Here is a 23938-nt window from a genome sequence, read left to right as displayed (position 1 = left end):
AATTATGAATGGTAATGGGAAGCAAACAAGATTTGTCATAGGATTAGTCATTGCATTGATTGTAGTAATTTTTGCCGTGTTAAATGTGAATCCAGTTACAGTCAGTTTTGGATTCACGCGTGTAAAATTACCATTGATCATTTTGATCATTGTCTCATTGTTATTAGGGGCTCTTATCACGTTGTTATTGGCAAGTACTGGTAAGAAAAAGGATGACAAACTAAACCGTCATGCTCAGAAACAAATTTCCAATGTAAAAGTTTCTCATGACAGTCAAATTGCCGATGCATTGAAAGAAAATAATGCAAAAAAGCAAACAAAATAGTAATTTTGCTTGCTCAAACGTTTTTATGATAGTATTATATTAAACGTTAGATTTGATTAAGTAATACAAATAAAGGAGTTTTTTAAATATGGCAGTTCCAAAGAGAAAGACATCAAAACAAAGAAAGCGTCAAAGACGTGCACATCTTAAGCTAAGTACACCAAACATGCAATTCGACGTTGCTACTGGCGAATACCGTTTAAGTCATCACGTTTCACCATCAGGTATGTACAAGGGTGAAAAAGTTATCAGTGATAACAAAGAAGCTTAATTAAAAGTCAAGTCAATTGGTCTTGGCTTTTTTTTAATATTTTAAACGAGTGGGGAAACAACTATGAGAAAACTAAAATATTTATTTTTGTTGGTTATTCCACTATTCTTTTTAATGCTTACTGGGTGTTCAGAATTAAGCTTATCAACGACGAAAAAATCATACAGTGCTGATGGTTTGGTGGCTATCGTTAAGGGTCGTGCCGCAAATTATCAAAAGCTGACTTATACCGTTAATGGAACAACAAAGAAAGTTGCGGTAGATGGTGGACACTTTGCTATCTCGGTTCCAGTTTCTAATAATGACCAGAATGTAAGAATCAAAGCGGTCAATGGGAAAAATACGGAAACAAAATTAGTAAAAGTAAAAAAAGCTAAAGCTTTAACAGATTACCTGACTTTTGCACAAACGTATAACTATACGATGTTGTCAATGGGGCAATCAAATGATCAATTGCAGTTGATTTCAAAAAATGGCATCACGACACATAAAAAGAATGACGGAACAAAATGGTACTTCAACGTTCAAAACAACCAGTTAATGGGCGTTGCCACTAAGTTTTCATATAAGGATTTGAAATCAAAATCCGGTCAAAAAAATATGGCGACCGATCTGATGATCGTATCTAAACTTTTGGGTGCTGATGGTGAGAAAGTCTTGAAAGAATTTGGCAAGCAGACTAAGAATGCTGATAAGAATTCTACTAAGACTTCAATGAGTCAGATCACTTCAAATGGTGTGAATTACAATATTAATTTAACAACTAAAGAATTTTATTTGTATATCACCAAATACTAAAAAAAGAGTCTGGGACATAACTATTTTTTACTACTAAACTTGCAGCATAAACGCGGAACATAACATAGCTTTTTCCGCTTAAAACAAATAGCACCGGGTAATCAAAGAACGATTACCCGGTGCTATTTGCCTTAATGCTCGAAAGCTGACCATGTTATGTCCCGCTCTTTTATTTTGACCAAACAAAAAAACGCCTAAATTATTAAGCGTTTTTTTGTTGTTTTTCATCTTTTACAGAACTGTCAAGAATCAATGGAATGACACTGAAGATGACAGCAAATACTATACTAATAATGATAGAATAATTCATATTGTAAGTTTGTTGGTTCAAAGCACCACCGATGAAGCCGGCAACTTGACCAAGCATGATTGACCAGAAAATTACAGCAATATATCTCATTTCTTCCATCTCACTTTCTCAAGTAGTTTAGCACAAAAAAGGGTTTTACCCAATAAACTTCTACTTGATTTTGATATAATTTTAACTAAAGGGGGCGGTAAATTGCAAGCACAGCTACAAGTGATGAGTAGTTATAGTCTACTGCATAGTCCCGCAAAACTTACCGAGCTTTTGGACGAGGCTAAAAAAAGAGGTTATACAGCCTTGGCCTTAACCGATTTGAATAATTTGTATGGTTCAATTGACTTTTATAAATATGCTAAAAAAATTGGAATCAAGCCAATCATTGGTTTGACAATTGAAACTTCAGGCTTAGTCGATACAGAAAATACATATCCTTTGATACTTTTAGCCAAAAATCAAAGTGGATATCAGAATTTGATTAAAATTTCTTCGATAGTCATGTCAAATGACACGGTGGCTTTGTCAAAATTGGAAGAGTATTTAACTAATTTATTTGTAATCACGCCTGCTAGTGAAACCGAACTTTTGACGATTGTCGAAAAACAGAGTTATTTAGATAATTTAAAGAACCTTGTTGATGATAATTCATTATTTTTAGGAATCGGTATCTACTCGCATCAGATTGAAAATGTTAAGGAAATTCGAACAGCAGGACAAAGAAATGATTTACCAGTGGTTGCCTTAAGTGATGTCAGGTATGTGAACGAAAACGATCATCTCGCTTATCAAGTGGTCAATTATCTTCGGACTGGCCAGAGATTTGAGAATTTAGCGCAAATTGTTGAACAAGGTGATCACTATTTACATTCAGCAGAAACGTTTACTAATGATTTTGCTCAAGTTGATTTGGATCAGGCGATTCAAAATGCTGATCAGATTGCGGAAGAATGTAACGTAGAAATTGAATTTAAAGAGACACAACTGCCTAAATTTGAGACGCCACATGCTGAACCATCAATTGATTTTTTAACTAGTTTGACTAAAAAAGGTTTAGCTAAACGTTTGGATAATCAAATTTCCACTGATTATCTTGATAGATTGAATTACGAATTGTCTGTGATCGAAAAAATGGGCTTCTCAGACTATTTTTTAATTGTTTGGGATGTTATCAAGCATGCACATGAAATCGGTATTAAAACAGGACCAGGGCGTGGGTCAGCCGCTGGATCACTAGTTTCTTATTGTTTAGGAATTACCCAAGTCGATCCAATAAAGTATGATTTGTTGTTTGAAAGATTTTTGAATCCTCAAAGAGTAAATATGCCGGATATTGATTTGGATCTACCAGATGACCGACGGGATGAAATGGTCATGTATATGCACGAGAAATATGGTTCAGATCATATGGCACAGATTATTACCTTTGGAACTTTGGCTGCCAAGATGGCCTTAAGAGATATTGCCCGGACTTTTAGTCAAACTCAATTTCAAATGTCTCAGTGGTCTAATGCCATTCCTAGAAAATTAAATATTACGCTTCAGGAATCTTTTGATGAATCTAGCTCATTGCGTAATCTGATCAATGAATCACGTGAGAACAAATTGATCTATCAGGTTGCAACTAGGCTTGAAGGAATACCAAGACATTATTCGACCCATGCGGCAGGAATAGTCTTAAGTAAAAAGCCCATGACCGACATTGTAGCGGTTCAATTAGAAGATGATGGGATAAATTTAACTCAGCAGACTAAAAACAATGTTGAAAGTGTTGGCCTGTTGAAAATGGACTTTTTAGGTTTAAAGAATTTGACCATTCTCGATTCGGCAATTAATCAAATTTCCAATACGTATGGTCGTGAATTTATTCCAGAGAAGATTCCTTTAAATGATCCAGCCACATTGAAGATTTTTCAAAGAGGAGCGACTGATGGTGTCTTTCAATTTGAATCTGATGGGATTCGGAGTGTTTTACGTCGTCTAGTACCAACTAAATTTGATGATATTGTGGCTACTAATGCATTATATCGACCTGGACCTATGCAAAATATTGCAACTTTTATTGCTCGTAAGCATGGACAGGAGCCTGTCACTTATCCGGATGCGTCATTGAAAAAGATTTTGGAACCAACTTATGGTGTTTTGGTCTATCAAGAGCAAGTAATGCAGGCCTCTTCAGAAATGGCTCATTTTACGTTAGCTCAGGCTGATATTTTACGGCGAGCAATCAGTAAGAAAAATGAAAAATTGATTGAAGAGAATCGTCAAAAATTTATTGATGGTGCAGTTTCTCATGGACATTCAAAGGAAGCGGCTGAGAAAGTTTATCAATATATTGAAAAATTTGGTAATTATGGTTTTAATAAGTCCCATTCAGTAGCCTATTCAATGATTGCCTTTTGGCTAGCCTATATCAAAGTACATTTTGCGGATATTTTTTACAGCTGTTTGTTGAATTCAAATCTAAATAACGAATCAAAAGTTGCTACTTATATTCAAGACGCGAAGGATCAAAAAATAAAAATTTTAAATGTTGATATCAATCAAAGTGATCTGGAATTTCAATCCGAAAATAAATCAATTAGATTTGGTCTTTTAAGTGTTAAAGGGATGCGACGTGATTTGGCACGAGATATTGTTGAACAACGTCAAAAGAATGGTCCCTTCACGAGTGCGCTTAATTTCTTACAGAGAATTGATACGAGGTTCGTCAAAAGTGATTATTTGGAACCTTTGATCTTAGCAGGAGCCTTCGATTCGTTTAACCGTAATCGCAAGGAATTGCTGTATGATTTTCGCGACTTAATTGAGAGTATTCAGTTGGCGGGTAATAACTTATCACTTTTTGATGTTCTAGATCCTAAAAAACATGAAGTTGATGATTTCACTTTAACGGAACGTTTAAATCAAGAAAAAGAATATCTTGGAGTTTACGTATCGGGACATCCAGTCGAGAAGTTTCGTGACAAAATGTTGGAAACGAAAACCACAAAAATTTCAGAATTAAATAATTTTCAAGGAATTTCTGTAAAAGTTCTTGGTTTAGTTAAGAATTTGCGGGTAATTCGGACGAAAAAAGGTCAAAGAATGTGTTTTATGACGATTGAAGATGAAACTGGTAGTATTTCAGTTACAATTTTTCCCCGTGTTTTTCAGAAAATAGAGAATATGGAATTGGATGGAAAGATTTTTCTATTCTTTGGTCACAGCAATCTTGGTCAACGAGGAGATTTAGAATTTATCGGTGATCGTCTAGCTGATCCTAAACAATTTACGATACAATTGCCGAATGAAAAATTATATTTAAAAGTATCTAAAAAGCTTGACACGCCTGATAATTTGGATAAATTATATCGACTGATTGAAAAATTTCCAGGTAAAATGCCGGTGATTGTTTACCGTGAGAAAAATCATCAGGCATTACTGTTGAAATCTAGTCGATGGATAGGCTTTAATAGTAATGTGCAGAGTCGTCTAGAGAACTTTTTGGGTAAAAGAAGTGTTTTTGTAAAAAAAGAGCATTAAATTCATCTAAAAACGTTTTCAGCTCTACAAACTAACCTATAAAAATGTTATATTTGATTAGGTTTTGTTTTAGAAACAAATAATTTTGGAGTGTGAACAAATGAAGCGTATTGGTATTTTGACCAGTGGTGGAGATGCCCCTGGCATGAATGCTGCTATTAGAGCAGTGACACGTAGAGCCATTGATAAAGGGCTTGAAGTGTATGGTATCAATTATGGATATGCAGGACTTGTTGCTGGCGATATTTTCCAACTAACAAGTGATGACGTATCTGACCGTATTCAACGTGGTGGAACATTCTTGCATTCCGCAAGATATCCTGAATTCGCTAAAGTCGAAGGACAACTTAAAGGTATCGAACAATTGAAGAAATTCGGTATCGATGCTTTGGTTGTTATCGGTGGTGACGGTTCTTATCACGGTGCTTTGCGTTTGACAGAACATGGTTACAATGCTGTTGGACTACCAGGAACAATCGATAACGATATTCCTTTTACTGACTTCACAATTGGTTTCGATACAGCTGTATCAACTGCTGTTGACGCCATTGATAAGTTAAGAGACACTGCTTCTTCTCACGAAAGAACTTTCGTTGTTGAAGTAATGGGTAGAGGTGCTGGTGACGTGGCTCTTTGGGCTGGTGTTGCTGGTGGAGCACAAGAAATTGTTGTTCCAGAACGTGATTTTGATATTAAAGAAATTGCTGAACGTGTCAAAGAAGGACGTGAAAAGGGCAATAAGAATATGATTATTGTTCTTGCTGAGGGTGTTATGCATGCTCAAGACTTCATGGACGAATTGGACAAGTACGGTGATTTCCAAACACGTGCAACTGTTCTAGGACATGTGCAACGTGGTGGTTCACCAACTGCTAGAGATCGTGTTCTAGCAAGTAAGATGGGTGCTTACGCTGTTGACCTTCTTCTTGAAGGCAAAGGTGGATTGGCTGTCGGTATCGAAGATAATAAGATTACATCTCATAATATCCTTGACTTATTCGATAGTAAGCACAAACCAGATTTATCTCTATATGACTTAAATCAATCTATTAACAGATAATAGATTATTTTCATAAAATTTAAGCATATTTTCGTAATGTTTGTTACAATAAACGATGAAAACAAGAAAAGGGGATTCTCGATGAAAAGAACAAAAATTGTAAGTACACTTGGACCTGCAAGTAACGATGTTGACACAATCGTTAAATTGATTGAAGCCGGAGCTAACATCTTCCGTTTCAACTTCTCACACGGTGACCATGCAGAACACAAAGCTCGTATGGAAATGGTACACGAAGCTGAAAAGATTACTGGAAAGACTGTTGGTATCGTTCTTGATACTAAGGGTGCTGAAATCCGTACTACAGTTCAAGAAGGCGGCAAGTTTGAAGCTAAGATTGGCCAAACAATCCGTATCTCAATGGATGACTCATTGACAGGTACACCTGAAAAGATTGCTTCAACATATCCTGGACTATACGATGATACACATGTTGGTGGTCACGTATTGATCGATGATGGTCTTGTTGACTTGAAGATTACTGAAAAAGATGACAAGAACCGTGAATTGGTTACAGTTGTTCAAAACGAAGGTATGATTGGCTCAAGAAAGAGTATCAATGCTCCTGGTGTTGAAGTTCGTCTACCTGGTATTACTGAAAAAGATTCAGACGATATTCGTTTCGGTCTTGATGAAGGTATCAACTTTATCTCAGCATCATTCGTTCGTAAAGCTCAAGATGTCCTAGATATTCGTGAAATCCTAGAAGAAAAACATTGTGAATATGTACAAATTTTCCCTAAGATTGAATCACAAGAAGGTATCGATAACATCGATTCTATTCTTAAAGTTTCAGATGGTTTGATGGTTGCTCGTGGTGACATGGGTGTTGAAATTCCATTTGAAAACGTACCATTTGTTCAAAAATCATTGATCAAGAAGTGTAACGCATTAGGTAAACCAGTTATCACTGCTACACAAATGCTTGATTCAATGCAAGAAAACCCACGTCCTACACGTGCCGAAGTTACTGATGTTGCTAACTCTGTTCTTGATGGTACAGATGCTACAATGCTTTCAGGTGAAAGTGCTAACGGTGACTACCCTGTAGAAGCTGTTGCAGCTATGGCTCGTATCGACGAACGTACGGAACAACAACTTGACAAGACTAACGCACTGGCAATCCAAAGATTCGAAGATTACAAAGGTTCAAACGTTACAGAATCAATCGGTGAATCAGTTGTTAGAACTGCTGAAGAATTGAACATTAACACAATTGTTGCTGCTACAAAGAGTGGTTACACTGCACGTATGATTTCTAAGTACCGTCCAAGTGCCGATATTCTTGCTATCACATTTGATGAAAAGACACAACGTGGTTTAACAGTTAACTGGGGTGTTGATCCAGTTGTTGCTGACAAGCCAGAAAACACTGATGAAATGTTTGACTTAGCTGCTAAGAAAGCTCAAGAACTTGGCTTTGCTAAGGAAGGTGACTTAATTCTTATCGTTGCCGGTGTTCCTGTTGGTGAAAGTGGTACAACAAACGTTATGAAGGTTCAATTGATCGGTTCAACATTGGTTAAAGGCCAAGGTGTTGGTGAAGAATCAGTTGTTGGTAACGTTGTAGTTGCAAACTCAGCTGAAGAAGCAAACAAGAAAGTTAACGAAGGCGACATTCTTGTTACAAAGATGACAGACAAGGACTACCTACCAGCTCTTGAAAAAGCTAGTGCCGTAGTTGTTGAAAATGGTGGTTTGACATCACATGCAGCCGTTGTTGGTATTGCTATGGGTCTACCAGTTGTCGTTGGTGCTAAGAATGCTACATCACTTGTTAAAGATGGTGACACTGTTACTGTTGATTCAAGACGTGGTGTTGTATACAAGGGTGCTTCACGTTCACTTTAATTTTTAAATAAAAATTAAATCTGTTTTAAAATATAAAAAACTGAAAGAGACTGACGAGTTTCTTTCGGTTTTTTTGTGTTTGCGTTATTATCATATTAATAAAAAATTTTTGAGGTGTAAGATTGTCGAATAAAGATGTACTTGTTTTTGAGATTGAACAAGCTAAAGGAAAACCAAGAGACGTTGAAAAGAAAAAAGATTATTGTCCATTTTGTGACACTAAAAATCTTACCAATATCATTGAACAAAAAAATGATATGATTTGGTTAGAAAACAAGTTTAAAACATTAAAAGATACTAATCAGACTTTGGTGATCGAATCTAGTGACCATCAAGGGGATATTTCAAATTACTCGGTTAAAAAGAATCAGGAAGTATTTGAATTTATCTATCATTGTTGGAATGAAATGATTCAAAGTAAAAAATACGAAAGTGTATTGATGTATAAGAATTTTGGACCAATGTCTGGAGGTTCTTTGCGTCATCCGCATTTTCAAATTATTGGTTTGGATAAAATTGATGGCTATAAACACATTGAAGAAGAAAATTTCACTGGAATGGATGTTTTTAATTCAAAGCATATCAACGTGAATGTTTCGGAAAAGCCAATCATGGGATTTGTCGAATTTAATGTCGTGATCAACAATCCTAAGTATATTGATGATTTGGCTGAATTTACTCGAGTTACAGTCAAGTATGTTTTGGATGATCTGTATGGTGGTAAATTTAATTCCTATAATATTTTCTTTTATAAAATTGGTAAGAAAATTATTTGTAAAATAGAAGCTAGATACGTTGTTTCACCTTATTTTGTTGGCTATCGCTTGTCCCAGCGTGATGGTGACAAGCAAGTTAAAGGTATTGCTGATGTTTTATTAAAGAGACTACAGGAGAATGCTCAGAGTGATGAGATCAAGTAGTTAGGCGCAATTAATGAACATAGGTTAAATAAAAGAGTACAGAAATATAATTAGAAGGGTGAAGTGTTTGTCTTATCGCAGACACTTTTTTGGTTTTACAGAGATTGTGTACAACTTATTTTAATTAATGTTATGTAACACTAGGCTTGAAATTTATAAAAATCACTAATTGAGAAAACATGGTAATTTATTGCCGTGTTTTCTCAATTAGCGATTTTAGGTGTTTTTGCAAACATATGTTCCTTTTACGTGATATAATTACAATATCAAATTACAGAAGGGAGTTCATATGGTATTAAAAGGTATCAAATTACGTATCTCTCCAGATAGTTACTAAAGAGAACTGATTGAATATAACTTTGGTGCTAACCGCTTTGTTTGGAACAATTGGAGTAATGAAATATAAGAACAAGAGAGCTGTCTCTAGTATCATCAAGTATGTGACTATTCATAAATCATCAACTAGTAAATATTATGCGGTTTTGACAGTCGATGAAGATATAGTTCAATTGCCAAAAACCAATAACCTTGTTGGCCTTGATATGGGGGTCTCAAATTTAGTTATCTGTTCAGATGGAAGTAAGTATAAAACTATCCATTTTGATAAGAAACTTGCTAAAAAGAAACATTATTGGGAAAAACGATTAGCTAGAAGACGTACGTAAGCTCTAAAAGATATCCAGTATAAAAAGAAATTTGGATTGATTGATCCAAAGCCTTTAGAACAATATTCGAACTATACAAGAGCAAAACTCATGGCAGCTAAGTATAGTGAGAAGATAGCTAATCAAAGAAAAGACTATCTTCATAAAATAACTCGTGAATTAGTTGAAAATAATGATTTGATTGTTATTAAAGATTTGAAAACCAAAAATCTTCTTGGTAATCATAAACTATCACGCGCTATCGCTAATCAATCATGGAGAGCATTAAGGATAATACTTGAATACAAATGTGGATGGTACGGCAAGAAACTTCTAATTGTTAATCCATTCAAAACTAGTCAAATCTGTTCAAAATGTGGTTACGATGATGGTAAACATGAGTTAGATATTAGAGAATGGGATTGTCCTAGTTGTAATATCCAGTGACATCAATGCAAGTAAAAATATATTGAATCATGGCTTGGAACAAGCCTTAGTAAAATAGTTCTAGCCTCTACCGACTGGTTGAAATACTAGTTGGGAAGTATGGAATGTTCCTAGAAGCTCGGTACTTTAGTACCGATGTGGTTCACATCCAATCGTTTTTCTTAGCAACATTCAAAGCTTCAATCCGTGAATGAGTTCCAGTCTTGCTGAGAATGGAGGAGATATAATTTCGAACAGTTCCGTAAGACAAAAAGACAGTTTTTGAAATTTCTTGTGTGCTTTTACCTTGAGAAAATTCTTTCATGATTTTTAGCTCTTGTTTTGTAAGTGGATTATTAGAAGCGCTTAAAATGGTTGAAACCAAAGCCGAATCATAAATCGTCTTACCACTCAGGATTTGATGAATAGTTCCTACCAAGACATCAGTTGGACTGTCTTTTAAAAGATAGGCATTTACTCGATTACTTACAGCGGATTCAAAATAGTTTTTTCTAGCAAAAGTCGTTAGAATTATCAGTTTGATATCTTGATCAATAATTCTGAGTTGTTTGGCAACTTCTAATCCAGTCATTTTTGGCATCTCAATATCAAGTATGGCAATTTCCGGTTGCAAATTAATAATTTGTTGGAGAGCGGTTTGTCCATCAGTTGCTGAACCGACAATTTTGAAATCAGTTTCTAAATCTAAAATAGCTGAAAGTGCTGAATTTAGCATTTCTTGATCTTCAGCAAGGTAAATAGTGATCATATTAGTCCTTTCGAGGAATAGTTATTTTAAGCTTTACACCGTGTTGAGAAATCACTTCTAACTGACCATCGAAATCAATTAAGCGTTTTTTCATACCTTCGATACCAAATGATTGATTTTCTTTATTGTTTTTAAATCCGATTCCGTCATCAGAAATTTCAAGCAGAAAATTATTATCGTCTTCTTGAAAGAAAAACTTCATGTTATTAGCTTGACTATATCTAAGAACGTTAGTCGTGGTTTCTTTAATAATTGAGGCTAAAACGTGCTGAATATTCTTTGGCCATTCATTGCTGAGTTGTTCATTAATCGAAATCTGTCGGATATTAGCGATACTTAAATTTTTTTCTTCTTCGATCATTGCACTAGCAATGGTTTTTTCATTTAAATTCGCAACAATTTTTCGAACTAGATTCAAATCTTCACGAGAAGTTTTAGTAATATCTTTTAATTGTTGTAAAGCCTTTTGAGGATCTTTTTCGATTAGTTTGGTTGCAAGTTCAGCTCTTAGTGTAATGATTGAAAACGATTGGCCAATGTTGTCATGTAGATCTTTGGCAATTCGATCGCGCTCATTTTGTTTGATGATTGTTTCAAGACGACGGTTGTTTTGTTGCATGCGGTATCGTCGACGATATGAATTTCCTAACGATCTTGAAGCTAGTGGCGAGCCAAATGTAAAGGTTAAAACGATTACGATTCCAAAAAGATTATGAAGAGTGATTGGAATCTGGAGAATTTTATCCAGGGTGCAGAGTATGATTGTAAGCAAATATAGAAAATAAAATCGTAAAAAGCGTTTTTGACTAAATGGCAGTGAACCAATTTGCCAGGCAGTATAGATAAAAAATAAAGGGCCACCTGTGTTAGGAAAGGTTTGGGTAAAATAAATAGCAATTACTAACTGGATTACAATATCAGCGGCAATAAATCGATGAAGTGAGTAGCCATCGTGATAAAACTTCAAGAATATGACCACCAATAATATATTAAATAAATTCAAATTGTTTTCTCCGCTGAGAAGTTGTCCTGACATTAAAAATAAAGAAAAAACCCAAAAATAAGGCATAAAGCCTAAATATTTTGGGAAAAGAATTTTATTTTCGATAAATGATTTCATTTGGCGATACCAATATGTCCTTGGAGTTTACTTATTATTAATAATAGCAAAGAAAATATCCCAAACCAAATTAATATATTAATGAATCCGAACCAATTTAGATCAGTATGGTTGAGGAAAGCTTTGTCAATGATTGACAGCTGATAAGTTGGTAGTAATTTGCCAAAAGTTTGGAGCCATTTTGGCATCATTTCCATTGGCCACCATAGGCCACTAATAATTGCTAGAGGAAAAACGATTAGGTTAGTTAACAAATTGACTAGTTCTGGTCTTTTGGAAAAAGCAATCATGATGCCAATTAATATTAGAGGAATCGTGCCAATTGTATTGGTCAAAATTATTTTGAAAATTGAGCTAATTGGAAGCGTGATATCATTAATCAATATACCGGCGATACTGATTGCTATCGAGGCGATTAGATTTAAGGTGACAAAAATAACCATCATCGATGAATAGTATTGGAATCTGGAAATTGGTTTTAGACTAATAAATATTTTAAAGTTGGAAGTTTGATCATTCAAAAGGGTGTTGGCAGTAGTGATAATACTTCCTAGAAGGCATCCATAGATCATCATGCCGACTAAATAATCCTTGTTCCATGCTTGTAATTGTTGTGTGGAAACGCCACTTGGAAGTATTTTGGTGTACAAAAGATAGAAAACGATTGGTAGAGACATGTCAAATAGGAAAAAAGCTTTGTTTCGCAAGATGATTCTTTTAAAATTAATTTTTAGTTGATATATGTAATTAGCCATTTATCTTTTCTCCTGATAATTTAAAATGATTGAATTTAGTGATGATTGATCGATTTTTAAGTTCTCAATACCTTGTAAAAATGGTGATAATTCAGAAATTGTTTTCTTAACATCATTAGTAATAATTTGATAATGCTGATTAATCTGCTCCACTGAAACTATTGAAGCTAGCTCGTTAAAAATTTTGGCTGATAATTGACTGTCAAATTCAATTAAAATTTTTCCGGAAGTTTCTCTTAATTGTTTAAGTGAACCATTGAAGGTAAGAGTCCTGTCCTCTAGAATTAAAATTTGATCAGCGATGTTTTCTAACTCTTCCAAATAATGACTAGTTACGAAAATAGTTTTTCCAGTGCGTTTCAATTTAGCAATAGACTTCCAAAAGTCTTGTCTTGCGATACTGTCCATTCCAACGGTCGGTTCGTCGAGAAATAGTATTTCTGGATTACCTGCTAAGGCTAATACAAAAGATAGACGACGTTTTTGACCGCCAGAAAGTTGATTGATAAAAGTATTTTGGGATTCTTTTAAGCCGGAAAGATCAATTAAGGTATTGTAGGAAAGCGGAGTTTTAAAATAACTACGAGTGAGGTTAATGATTTCTTTGACTTTGATTCGATTTAGAATTAAGTTGTCTTGCATCATGACACCAGTAATTTGCCTCCAATTTTTAATTGAAAAATGGATTGTTCCGGAATCTTTGGGGATGAGTTCTAGGATAGCGTTGATCAGAGTCGTCTTGCCGGCACCATTAACTCCAATTAAAGCTACGACTGATGAATCTTCGAGATGAAAACTTATATCTTTTAAAATAGTTTTTTCTCGATATGACTTGTTAAGATGATCTACTTGTAAAACGATAGTCATAATTAATACCTCGTTTGAATTGATTTGATAAATTCATTTTAATATTTGTCAAAATTTAACAGTAGTAACGTTCGTCATTTATCAATGTGACAAATGTCACTCTTGAGTTTACTTATATGTTTTACGAAAACATATAAGTAAATAAAAAACAGACTGCCAACCAGCAGTCTGCCAAAGGTGACCATTATTCACCAGGTTTGTAATCTTTATCGATAATTAGAACGGGTTTGATAGTTTTGCCACTAACTGAATCCGCATCAGCTTCGTTAATTTGATCGAAGTCATAGAATTTTTCAGTTAGATCAAATGGGAAGACACCCATCTTGTAAAATTCAATCAAACGAGGGATGTCAACTTGAGGAATTGCATCACCCATATTTACACCGACGATCTTCTTATCATCAACACAGAGGTCATTCCAAGTACTGATGTCAATGTTGTGTGGTGTAACAGCGATAGTAGCAGTTGTACCACCTTGTGTCAAAGCGGCAATCGAATCAGTCATAACTTTGGCAACACCGGTTGTATCAACAGCCCAGTCAACGCCAAGACCATTTGTAAGCTTCTTGATAGCTTCGACGGCATCTTCATTTTTACTATTAACGACGTCAGTTGCGCCCATCTTCTTAGCTAATTCCAAACGTGAATCGACAATATCAACGGCGATAACCTTTGTACAGCCAGAAATTTTACCAGCCATCATAGCAGCAAGACCAACAGCACCCGTACCAAAGACGGCAATCGTGTCACCAGGCTTTGGTTGAAGAGTATTGAAGACTGTACCACTACCAGTTACGTAACCGCAGCCCAAAGGTCCAAGCTTTCTAAGGTCTAAGTCCTTAGGAACTTTAACAGCATTTCTTTTATCAATTACAGTATGAGTTGTAAATGATGATTGATTGAACATATCACTGACATGATGCCCATCTTCAGTGAAATGATCAGAGCCATCTGGACGAGTACCTGAAAGGTTAGATGCGGCATATTTACGGCATTGTGTTGGCTTACCTTTTAAGCAATTGTCACATTCTCCACATGAGTAGAAGGACATAATGACATGGTCGCCAGGTTTAAAGTTTGTAACGTTTTTACCGACTTTTTCAACAATACCGGATCCCTCATGACCAAGTACTACTGGGAAACTAAAGGCAGCATCGCCTTTTCTAAGTGCTTCATCAGAATGGCAAATACCAGAAGCTACGACTTTGACTTGCAAACCGTCATCGGTCATCTCAGCAAGTTCAACGTCATCTTTAATAACGAATGGATCATTTACTTTATCAACTACAGCAGCTTTAATTTTCATAACTAAAAATCCCTCTTCCATTTTTAATTCTGTAAACGCTTACTACACTTGAAATTATTTCACAACATCAAAAATAATTCAATTGTATTTCTTCAAAAAGTTTATAAAATCAGAATTAAAATTTAATTAATTATTGTGAAGGATAAAACTAGTGAATAAATTTTAGAAATTTACCATTCTTCAAAGTATTATGTAACGTGAACTGGTAAAATATAAGAGCAAATAAAAATGACTAAAAGAGTATGGTGAAATATGGATATAACAGAAATGTATGGTCAAGTTTTAGTTGGAACTGTGACTGACCTAAATAAGGATGAAGCTTTCGTTCAAATTGAGGGTAATACTTTCGCTTTAGATTTAGATGAATTAACAGAAATCCCTGAATTGGGAGATGAAATTGGTGGCTTCGTTTATGAAAATCAAGCACATAAAAATAAAATGACAACCGTTATGCCATTTGTAGTTCAAGGTGTTTGGGATTTTGCAGAAGTGACTGAAGTTAGAACTGATTTAGGAGTTTTCGTTAATATTGGTTTGGACGACAAGGATATCGTTGTCTCTTTGGATGATCTGCCTTTTGAACACTCAGAATGGCCTAAGAAGGGCGATAATTTGATGGTCAAATTGGAGATTGATCATAAGGGTAGACTTTGGGGAAAATTGGCCGATATTGACTTGTATACTCAGATTGCTCGAAGCCCTGGCGATGATGTCAAAAATAAGGATGAAGAAGGTACGATTATTGCTATTCGTGATAGTGGGGCTTTCGTCATGACTGAGAATTATTATATCGGTTTTATTCATGTCAAAGAACAAGCTGAACCACTTCATATTGGACAACACGTCAAAGCTCGAGTGATTGGTACTAGTCATCGTCGTTTGAATCTTTCGATGAGACCACGTGCTTATGAGGAAATTACTCCTGACGCCAAGATGATCGTAGCCGTTTTGGAACATGCTCGTGATAAAAAAATTCCTTATACTGACAAGAGTGATCCGGATGACATTAAAGAATACTTTGGTATCAGTAAAGGTAGCTTTAAGCGTGCCCTCGGTAACTTGATGAAGCAAGGTAAAATCGAGCAAAAAGACGGTTATACGTATCTCAAGTAGAGGCATTTTGTATGAGTGAGAAATTATCGATTAAGAATCAAAAAATGATTGATACGATTGCTGACTATGCCCGCTATCTGCGTTTAGATCGTGGTTTGTCTCAAAATACGATCGTTTCATATCAACAGGATTTATTAGAATTTAGTAGTTTTTTGGAAAAAAAGAATTTGTCATTTTATCCTGAAGACCATTTTGTAGTCACGGAATTTTTCGTTAGTCAGGATAAAGCAAAAAAATCAAAAACATCGCAAATGCGGATGTTCTCTTCATTGCGCCGCTTTTATCAGTGGATGGAATTGATCGATAAGATTCATGCTAATCCAATGAATGAACTCGATGCTCCTAAGAAAGGAACACATTTGCCAGTAGTTTTGTCAATGGATGAAGTCAATTCGTTGATTGAATCTCCTGATGTGACAACTCCTTTAGGAATCCGTGATCGGACCATTTTTGAAGTAATGTATGCCACCGGGCTTCGTGTTAGCGAATTGGTGAATTTAAGTATGGATGATTTGCACCTTGATATCCCGCTGATTAAAACGCTTGGAAAGGGTGACAAAGAACGACTTCTGCCCATAGGTGATACGGCAATTACTTGGTTAAAAAAGTATTTTGTCGAGACTCGTCAGCCCTTGGTTGAAAAATACGGACAACAAAAAGAAGTCTTCTTAAATTTCCGTGGTAAAAAACTAACTCGACAATCAATTTGGCGAATGATCAAAAAGTATATTGCGCAAGTTGGAATTAAAAAAGATGTCACGCCTCACACATTGAGACATTCGTTTGCAACTAATTTGTTGGAAAATGGAGCCGATTTACGAGTTGTCCAAGAATTATTAGGACATTCGGATATTTCGACGACTCAAATATATACACATGTAAATCAAACTAGAATGAAACAAGTCTATAACAAGTCCTTCCCACGGGCTTAGATCGGAGGTATGGATGCTTAGTAAATATAGTGATGAGAACAAAAAAATTGCCATGGGCTTTTTGTCGTATATTAGTGATTTAAAAGATTTAGATAATTTAGAACAAGAATTAAAGCTCTATTCTGAAGATGAGAACCGTCAACTTTACTTATGGAAAAGTAACATGGAAGATTATTCAGGCATTGTAGCGCTGTCATTTTCTGAGAAGACTGTTTTTGTGGAATATGTCTCTTTGAATCCTTCCTACCGGTCAGAAAGTAATGTCTTTAAAATTTTTGATGATATTCAAGAACGCTTTCCTAATTTAGTTGTTTTGGGTAACTTCCAGATTAGTGATCAGATCAAAAAATGGCGTCAGAATAAACAAAAGTTAGAAAAAAGTAAGAAAGAGCAAGACGACGATTAATGCAAAAATTAAATTTAGTTTTAACAGATTTTCAGGGACCAATTGATTTATTGTTGCATTTGATCAAAGAGTCAAAAGTAGATATCTATGACATTCCGATTGCTCAAATCACGCAACAATATATCGATTACTTGAAAAGTATGAAAGTTCTACAATTAGATATTGCAGGTGATTATTTGGTCATGGCTTCAACCTTGATGTCAATTAAGAGCCGGATGCTTTTACCACAGGCACCAGATGAGATTGAAGACGACGAACCGATGGATCCACGTGATGAGTTAGTCTCACAGTTGTTGACTTATCAAACTTACAAACGGGTGGCAGCTTATTTTGAAGAAAAAGAAGCGACCCGTAAAGAAGAATTTGATAAAGAAGTCAGTTTGCCAAAACAACAATTGGATCAATTTTTAAAACCAGGTTCGGTCGTCTTGGATGACTTAGCACAGACGTATAAGGAATTGTTGCAGCAACAAAAGAATCATCGTCCTGAGACTGAAACGATTGAGAATGAGACTTTGTCAATTGAAGATGCAACGGAGAATATTTTGAAAAAATTAAAAGTGGCTAAAAAAGTAACTTTTAAAGCGCTTTTGAAATTGAATAATAATATTGAAGAAATAGTTACTGACTTTATGGCAATCTTAGAGATGGCAAGTAAGCAAGTTGTTACTGTGAGCCAAGAAGATTTTCGTAGTGAACTATTTATTGAATTGAGGAATTAATGTGTATCAAGCAAAAATAATGGCACTTCTTTTTGTGGCAGGAGACCAAGGGATTAAGGAAAAAGACTTGTCACAGTTATTAGAAATTGATAGCGCAGCTTTGCGACAAAATATTGAACAGCTAAAAGTTAAATTGATGACCGATGGCGAATCGGGGATTCAGTTGGTTGATTATAATTCAACTTATAAATTGGTCACTAAAAATGAGTTTAGTGAATTACTAACGAAATATTTCAAAACTGGGTTAGCTACTAAGTTGAGTCAAGCAGCGCTAGAAGTTTTATCAATCATCGCTTATCGACAACCAATCACGCGAATTGAAATTGATGAAATTCGTGGAGTCCAAAGTTCTGGTAGTTTGAATACGTTGTTGATGAGAAAATTGATCAAAGAAAATGGTAAAAAGGATGTTCCTGGACATCCCAACCTTTATATCGTGACAGATGAATTCTTTGATTATTTCGGTATTAAGGATATTAAAGAATTACCAAAAATAGAAAATTTTGAGGATGCTTCCGATATAGGAGAAATAAATGGAGAAAGTTAGATTACAAAAATTTATGGCTGACGCAGGAGTTGCTTCTAGACGTAAATCAGAAGAACTGATTGCTAAAGGTCATGTCAAAGTTAATGATAAAGTTGTGACAGAAATGGGTGTCAAAGTTGATCACCACGATAAAGTGGAAGTTGATGGGATGCCATTAGAAACTGAAAAGAAACGTTACATTTTGATGTACAAGCCTCGTGGTGTTATTTCAGCAGTTAAAGATGATAAAGGTCGCAAAGTTGTGACTGATTTATTAGAAGAGGATGTTGAAGAACGAGTTTATCCAATCGGTCGCTTGGATTACGATACTTCTGGACTACTGCTTTTAACTAATGACGGTGAGTTTGCCAATCATTTGATGCACCCTCGTTATCACGTGGACAAGACTTACGTTGCTAAGATTGAAGGTATCTTGACGCTTGAAGAAATCAAGAAGTTGGAAAATGGTATCAAGTTTAAGGATTATACTTCAGCTCATGCTAAGGTGACGGTTAAATCAAAAGACAAGAAAAAGAATTCTTCAATCGTTAAAATCGTGATTCATGAAGGCCACAATCATCAAGTTAAGAACATGTTTGATGCAGTTGGTCATCATGTTGAAAAACTAGCTCGTGAGAAGTATGGTTTCTTGACACTTGACGGTCTAGTTTCTGGTAAGTACCGTGACTTGACTCGCCAAGAAGTAGCTCAATTGAAGAGCGAAAACTAAAATTGGCTTTAGAGGCTTGAGGATTTGATAGTTGAACCCTCACAAGGCATCTGCTATATTATAAATATAAAAATAAATAATTGGTTTTCAGGGCAGGGTGTAATTCCCGACCGGCGGTAAAGTCCGCGACCCAGCGTAAGCTGGTTGAATTGGTGCAAGTCCAATACCGACAGTAAAGTCTGGATGAAAGAAAACAGAGTAGTAAGGTCTGTTTTGGTGTGCCCAAAATAGGCCTTTTTTCTTTGGAAATCAATAGAGGGGTTGATTTTATGGGAAAAAGTTTAACTAAGTTTCACGATTTAATTGGAGTTTCAGTTTTTGCGGCTTTAGGAACAATTCTGATGTTTTTTGAATTTCCAGTTTTGTTCTGGTTGCCGTTTTTAAAAATTGATTTAAGCGACTGTGTAGTGGTGATCGGTACCTTTGCATTCGGACCATTGGGTGGCACAATGATAGCTTTGTTAAAAGCTCTAGTCCATGTTTTGATCACAGGTAGTGGTGTTGCTGGTTTAATCGGGAATGGTTCAGCTTTCTTTAGTTCCGTTTCATTATTGTTGCCATTTTATTATTTCTGGAAAAAAGGCTATAAGATTTCTGCAGTAGTCGTTTCGACATTGGTCACGACAGTTGTGATGTCAGTTTTAAATTATCTAGTAGTTATGCCTCTGTACATGAATGTGGTCGGAATGAAACTTAATATGAGTTTGGCCGAATATGTGGCGACAGGTGTGGTACCATTTAATATTGTTAAAGCATTGATTATTTCTTTAGCGGTAATCATTTGTTATCCTAAACTTAAAGGACATTTGTCAATAAAATAGCGAAACTAACACAATTTTATAAATCTTTAAAGAAAAATTTTAAACTTTTATGATATGCTTTAAGAGATAGAAATTAGGAGGTTGGTTTTTAATGGCCGATAAGGATAAAAACAATATGTCTGGCGATACTCGCGTTCCTAAATCCACACAAGGACTTGAGGGGTCCGTTAGTCTTGAAGATCTGAAGAAATATCATTTAATTAAAGGTGCAACACCCGATGTTTCTGATAATCAAACTTCTAATGATGCTCCCGTAGAACAAGAGGCTAATACTAATGATAGTCAAGATTCTATGGACCATCTTCAATCTGAAGAAAGCCAAGATCATTTAAGTGAATCAAAACAGGGCTTTGAATCTCAAGATTCTGAGCCTGATTATAATGAAGATTATGATGAACCTGAAACTAATCAAGATTATCAAGATCAAAGTGAACAATCACAAGCTCTTGATGATCAAGATGATGAGGATGCCGACGATGATAAAAAGAGCGACAAACCTTGGGAAAATAGTTTCGATACTGATACTGACGATGATGGACATGTATCTAGAGCTGTTACAAAGGAAAAGCAACGTGGTAATCACACACTAGTGGTCACTTTAGTAATTGCTTTGATCATTATTATGTTCACACCAATCGTTATTCATGCAGTTAAAGGTAATAGCGGCAGCAGTGATTTGGATAGTGCCCAATCCAGTCAATCAGTTGAAAATAAAGATAAGTCAACGAAGAAGAAAAAGAAGACGACACCAAAGAAGAAAACTACTACTAAGAAAAGTAGTAAATCTACTACATCGTCTACGTCTAACAATGACTCATCAAATGACACTAATGATTCTGGTACAGTAGATAGCAATAGTGACGGTTCTACTACAGATAGTAACAGTACTTCTGACTCAAGTAGTACAGCCAGTGACGGTGGGACAACTGAGTCTGATCAGTCACAATCTCAAAACCAAACTAACGCTAATACTAATACTGATAGCAATAGTACTAATAGTTCAACTACGAGTGATTCAAATACTAACAATTCAACGACTAGTTCAACAACTAATACAGGTGCTCAATATTATACTGTTAAAGCTGGTGACAACTGGTTCAGAATTGCTTACAATCATAATTTAACAACTGCTCAACTACAAAGTATGAATAGTAACGTTGGTACATTGACACCAGGTACTACATTAAGAGTAAAATAGATACTAAATAAGGGTCTGGGACAAATTTGTCTGGGCCCTTTTATTAAGGAGAGAAATTAGATGCAAATTGCTATCGACGGACCAGCCTCTGCTGGAAAAAGTACTATCGCAAAATTGATTGCTAAAAATCTTAATTTTGTTTATTGTGATACTGGTGCTATGTATCGAACAGTAACATTGCTTGCAAAAAAGAATAATGTGGGTTATGGTGATACTCTCGGTATTTTGAAATTGATGTCTGAACATAAAATCCATTTTTCAAATGAAAGTGATGGACAACATGTCTTTTTAGATGAGGAAGATGTTTCAAAAGACATTCGGACAGAAGAAGTAACGAATAACGTTTCACAAGTGTCAGCAATCAAAGAAGTCAGAACACAATTAGTCCAAATGCAACGTGATATGGCTGATAATACTAATATCGTCATGGATGGACGTGACATTGGTACGACTGTATTGCCAAACGCAGAAGTGAAAATTTTCTTGATTGCCAGTGTGGAAGTTCGAGCTCAAAGACGTTACAAAGAAAATCTTGAACGGGGAATCAATACGCCATTAAAAGAATTACAAGATGAAATCGCAGCACGTGATTATAAAGATTCTCATCGTGAAATTTCACCTTTGAAAAAGGCTGACGATGCCATTGAAGTTGACACTTCAGATATGACCATCGAAGAAGTAGTAAAGAGAGTTTCAGAAATAGTAAATGAACAAGGGAGGTAGATTATGGCTGTTCCAGTAGTTGCGTTAGTAGGACGCCCCAATGTTGGTAAATCTACTATATTCAATAGAATAATTAATGAAAGATTATCTATTGTTGAAGATACACCTGGTGTAACTAGAGATCGGATTTATTCCCGTGCTAGTTGGCTAGGAAGAGAATTCCGTTTGATCGATACTGGTGGTATCGAAATGAGCGGCGAAAAATTGTCAGTTCAAATTAAAAATCAAGCCGAAATTGCAATTGATGAAGCTGATGTAATTGTTTTTATTGTCAATGGTCAAAATGGCGTTACTAAAGAAGATGAAGATGTTGCTAAAATTCTTTATCGGACTAAAAAACCAGTTGTTTTGGCAGTTAATAAAGCTGATAATCCTGAACAAAGAGAAAATATTTATGACTTTTATTCATTAGGGTTTGGTGATCCAAATCCAATTTCTGGTGCCCAAGGTACTGGATTGGGTGATTTGCTTGACGAAATCGTCAAAGCCTTTCCACATGATGACAAGTCAGAAGAAGATACATCGATTAAATTTAGTTTTATTGGTCGTCCAAACGTCGGGAAATCATCATTAGTTAACGCTATTTTAGGTGATGAGCGGGTCATTGTGTCTGATATGCAAGGAACGACTCGTGATGCGGTCGACACTAAATATCATGATGAAAAGCTCGATAAAGACTTTACCATGATCGATACGGCTGGTATCAGAAAGCGCGGTAAAGTTTACGAAAATACTGAAAAGTATTCGGTTCTACGTGCTTTGAGTGCTATCGATAAATCAGATGTCGTCTGTGTTGTTTTGAACGCTGAAGAAGGTATTCGTGAGCAAGATAAGCGTGTAGCTGGATATGCGCATAATGCCGGTAAAGGTGTGATTATCGTCGTTAACAAATGGGATGCTTTGAAAAAAGACACCAATACGATGAAGGACTTTGAAAACCAAATTAGAGTTGAATTCCAATATTTATCATACGCACCGATTCTCTTCACTTCAGCCATCAAAGGTCAAAGATTAGACCAGATTCCTGAATTAGTTGAACGAGTATTTGATAATCGTCACCGTCGAATTCAATCAAGTGTTCTAAATGATCTCTTGTTACGAGCAACTTCAATTGCTCCAACTCCATTAGTCAATGGAAAACGATTGAGAATTTACTACATGACTCAAGTGGCAATTCAACCACCAACTTTTGTTGTGTTTGTGAATGATAATGAATTATTGCATTTCTCATATGAGAGATTTTTGATCAATCAATTGAGAGAGACTTTTGATTTTGAAGGAACACCAATTAAAATTTTGCCTAGAAAGCGGAAATAGACCCCAAAGTGGCAATGTTTTATTCGTTTTTATAAATAAAATTATATTTAGAGGAATTTATTAGAAAAAACGGCGTAAATGCTTGCCACATCCGCATTGCTATGGTAATTTTGTACATAGAATAATGAACGCATTCAAGACAGTTCATGTGTTCTAAATTTTTTAACATTTTCGGAGGTATTTCACATATGGCAAATAAAGCTGAACTTATTGATAGTGTAGCAAGCAAAACTGGTTTGACAAAGAAAGATGCAACTTCTGCTGTTGATGCAGTTTTCGAAACAATCCAAGAAAACTTATCAGAAGGTAACAAAGTTCAATTGATCGGCTTTGGTAACTTCGAAGTTCGTCAACGTGCTGCTCGTAAGGGACGTAACCCACAAACTGGCGAAGAAATCAAGATTCCTGCAAGCAAGGTTCCAGCATTCAAACCTGGTAAAGCTTTGAAGGATTCAGTTAAATAATTGATTTTTAATTAGGGGCGGTCGTGGACCGTCTTTTTTTATGCAAAA

General features: G+C 35.5%; 26 protein-coding genes and 1 riboswitch. Of the genes, 20 read left to right on the top strand and 6 right to left on the bottom strand.

From position 1 onward, the window contains the following. Positions 1-4: 4 nt before the first annotated feature. The 3 genes from U8521_RS11635 (at position 5) to U8521_RS11625 (ending at position 1394) form a co-directional block, all read left to right on the top strand. Positions 5-325, top strand: coding sequence for a lipopolysaccharide assembly protein LapA domain-containing protein (locus tag U8521_RS11635; protein ID WP_135371052.1), 321 nt, complete (start codon positions 5-7; stop codon positions 323-325). Positions 326-413: 88 nt separating this feature from the next. Further along, positions 414-596, top strand: coding sequence for a 50S ribosomal protein L32 (rpmF, locus tag U8521_RS11630; RefSeq protein WP_135371053.1), 183 nt, complete (start codon positions 414-416; stop codon positions 594-596). Between the two features lie 63 nt (positions 597-659). Next, positions 660-1394: a hypothetical protein gene (locus U8521_RS11625; RefSeq protein ID WP_334332552.1), complete on the top strand. Its 735-nt coding sequence runs from the start codon at positions 660-662 to the stop codon at positions 1392-1394. Positions 1395-1596: 202 nt separating this feature from the next. Here U8521_RS11625 and U8521_RS11620 read toward each other — a convergent pair whose 3' ends face one another. Continuing rightward, the gene (locus U8521_RS11620) at positions 1597-1794 is read right to left on the bottom strand and encodes a YjzD family protein (RefSeq protein WP_135371062.1); all 198 of its coding nucleotides are present in this window, start codon (positions 1792-1794) and stop codon (positions 1597-1599) included. Between the two features lie 102 nt (positions 1795-1896). On the opposite strand from U8521_RS11620, the gene dnaE reads away from it, so the two are divergent. The 6 genes from dnaE (at position 1897) to U8521_RS11590 (ending at position 10142) form a co-directional block, all read left to right on the top strand. Continuing rightward, positions 1897-5220, top strand: a complete 3324-nt coding sequence (gene dnaE / locus U8521_RS11615; RefSeq protein ID WP_334352813.1) for a DNA polymerase III subunit alpha — start codon at positions 1897-1899, stop codon at positions 5218-5220. A 100-nt stretch (positions 5221-5320) separates the two neighbouring features. Further along, positions 5321-6280 carry a 6-phosphofructokinase gene (gene pfkA / locus U8521_RS11610; protein ID WP_334332550.1) on the top strand — a complete coding sequence of 320 codons (960 nt, stop codon included), beginning with the start codon at positions 5321-5323 and terminating at the stop codon, positions 6278-6280. 81 nt (positions 6281-6361) lie between these two features. Further along, positions 6362-8131, top strand: a complete 1770-nt coding sequence (pyk, locus tag U8521_RS11605) for a pyruvate kinase (protein ID WP_334332549.1) — start codon at positions 6362-6364, stop codon at positions 8129-8131. A gap of 122 nt (positions 8132-8253) precedes the next feature. Continuing rightward, positions 8254-9051: a DUF4931 domain-containing protein gene (locus U8521_RS11600; protein WP_334352812.1), complete on the top strand. Its 798-nt coding sequence runs from the start codon at positions 8254-8256 to the stop codon at positions 9049-9051. A 395-nt stretch (positions 9052-9446) separates the two neighbouring features. After that, on the top strand, positions 9447-9716 hold the full coding sequence (locus tag U8521_RS11595; protein ID WP_334352811.1) for a hypothetical protein: 270 nt from the start codon (positions 9447-9449) through the stop codon (positions 9714-9716). A gap of 90 nt (positions 9717-9806) precedes the next feature. After that, positions 9807-10142, top strand: a complete 336-nt coding sequence (locus U8521_RS11590; RefSeq protein ID WP_334352810.1) for an RNA-guided endonuclease InsQ/TnpB family protein — start codon at positions 9807-9809, stop codon at positions 10140-10142. Positions 10143-10284: 142 nt separating this feature from the next. Here the strand turns inward: U8521_RS11590 and U8521_RS11585 are convergent, their stop codons facing one another. The 5 genes from U8521_RS11585 to U8521_RS11565 all read right to left on the bottom strand — a co-directional run bounded on the left by U8521_RS11585 (position 10285) and on the right by U8521_RS11565 (position 14938). After that, positions 10285-10890 carry a DNA-binding response regulator gene (locus tag U8521_RS11585; RefSeq protein WP_334352809.1) on the bottom strand — a complete coding sequence of 202 codons (606 nt, stop codon included), beginning with the start codon at positions 10888-10890 and terminating at the stop codon, positions 10285-10287. 1 nt (position 10891) lies between these two features. Then, positions 10892-11857 (bottom strand): sensor histidine kinase, encoded by a 966-nt coding sequence (locus U8521_RS11580; protein ID WP_334352808.1) that lies wholly within the window; start codon positions 11855-11857, stop codon positions 10892-10894. 149 nt (positions 11858-12006) lie between these two features. Beyond that, on the bottom strand, positions 12007-12765 hold the full coding sequence (locus U8521_RS11575) for an ABC transporter permease (protein ID WP_334352807.1): 759 nt from the start codon (positions 12763-12765) through the stop codon (positions 12007-12009). Beyond that, on the bottom strand, positions 12766-13632 hold the full coding sequence (locus U8521_RS11570) for an ABC transporter ATP-binding protein (protein ID WP_334352806.1): 867 nt from the start codon (positions 13630-13632) through the stop codon (positions 12766-12768). It abuts the gene before it with no gap. Between the two features lie 184 nt (positions 13633-13816). After that, a complete protein-coding gene (locus tag U8521_RS11565; RefSeq protein WP_334352805.1) occupies positions 13817-14938 on the bottom strand; it encodes an NAD(P)-dependent alcohol dehydrogenase in 1122 nt (373 codons plus the stop codon). A 252-nt stretch (positions 14939-15190) separates the two neighbouring features. On the opposite strand from U8521_RS11565, the gene U8521_RS11560 reads away from it, so the two are divergent. The 11 genes from U8521_RS11560 (at position 15191) to U8521_RS11510 (ending at position 23890) form a co-directional block, all read left to right on the top strand. Beyond that, positions 15191-16051: a CvfB family protein gene (locus U8521_RS11560; protein ID WP_334352804.1), complete on the top strand. Its 861-nt coding sequence runs from the start codon at positions 15191-15193 to the stop codon at positions 16049-16051. Between the two features lie 11 nt (positions 16052-16062). Next, complete coding sequence (gene xerD / locus U8521_RS11555; RefSeq protein WP_334332539.1) at positions 16063-16983, top strand: site-specific tyrosine recombinase XerD; 921 nt, start codon at positions 16063-16065, stop codon at positions 16981-16983. A gap of 13 nt (positions 16984-16996) precedes the next feature. Continuing rightward, entirely contained in the window at positions 16997-17389 is a 393-nt protein-coding gene (locus U8521_RS11550; RefSeq protein WP_334332538.1) for a RibT protein, read from the top strand. Beyond that, positions 17389-18111, top strand: a complete 723-nt coding sequence (locus U8521_RS11545) for a segregation and condensation protein A (RefSeq protein ID WP_334352803.1) — start codon at positions 17389-17391, stop codon at positions 18109-18111. The genes U8521_RS11550 and U8521_RS11545 overlap by 1 nt, the downstream gene beginning before the upstream one ends. Position 18112: 1 nt before the next feature. Next, positions 18113-18658, top strand: a complete 546-nt coding sequence (gene scpB, locus U8521_RS11540) for an SMC-Scp complex subunit ScpB (RefSeq protein ID WP_334352802.1) — start codon at positions 18113-18115, stop codon at positions 18656-18658. After that, positions 18645-19367, top strand: coding sequence for a pseudouridine synthase (locus tag U8521_RS11535; RefSeq protein WP_334332535.1), 723 nt, complete (start codon positions 18645-18647; stop codon positions 19365-19367). The genes scpB and U8521_RS11535 overlap by 14 nt, the downstream gene beginning before the upstream one ends. 79 nt (positions 19368-19446) lie before the next feature. Further along, positions 19447-19566, top strand: a riboswitch (FMN riboswitch). A gap of 70 nt (positions 19567-19636) precedes the next feature. Continuing rightward, positions 19637-20188 (top strand): ECF transporter S component, encoded by a 552-nt coding sequence (locus U8521_RS11530; RefSeq protein ID WP_334352801.1) that lies wholly within the window; start codon positions 19637-19639, stop codon positions 20186-20188. 91 nt (positions 20189-20279) lie between these two features. Further along, on the top strand, positions 20280-21386 hold the full coding sequence (locus U8521_RS11525) for a LysM peptidoglycan-binding domain-containing protein (protein ID WP_334352800.1): 1107 nt from the start codon (positions 20280-20282) through the stop codon (positions 21384-21386). Positions 21387-21446: 60 nt separating this feature from the next. Further along, complete coding sequence (gene cmk / locus U8521_RS11520) at positions 21447-22109, top strand: (d)CMP kinase (RefSeq protein WP_334352799.1); 663 nt, start codon at positions 21447-21449, stop codon at positions 22107-22109. A 3-nt stretch (positions 22110-22112) separates the two neighbouring features. Next, positions 22113-23426: a ribosome biogenesis GTPase Der gene (gene der / locus U8521_RS11515; RefSeq protein WP_334352798.1), complete on the top strand. Its 1314-nt coding sequence runs from the start codon at positions 22113-22115 to the stop codon at positions 23424-23426. 188 nt (positions 23427-23614) lie between these two features. Further along, positions 23615-23890: an HU family DNA-binding protein gene (locus tag U8521_RS11510; RefSeq protein ID WP_010019909.1), complete on the top strand. Its 276-nt coding sequence runs from the start codon at positions 23615-23617 to the stop codon at positions 23888-23890. Positions 23891-23938 lie beyond the last annotated feature (48 nt).

It is taken from the genome of Companilactobacillus miaonis (assembly GCF_036913615.1).
Lineage (GTDB): Bacteria > Bacillota > Bacilli > Lactobacillales > Lactobacillaceae > Companilactobacillus.
Note: the sequence above shows the minus strand (reverse complement) of the source record. Positions and strands in the feature narration are given on the sequence as shown.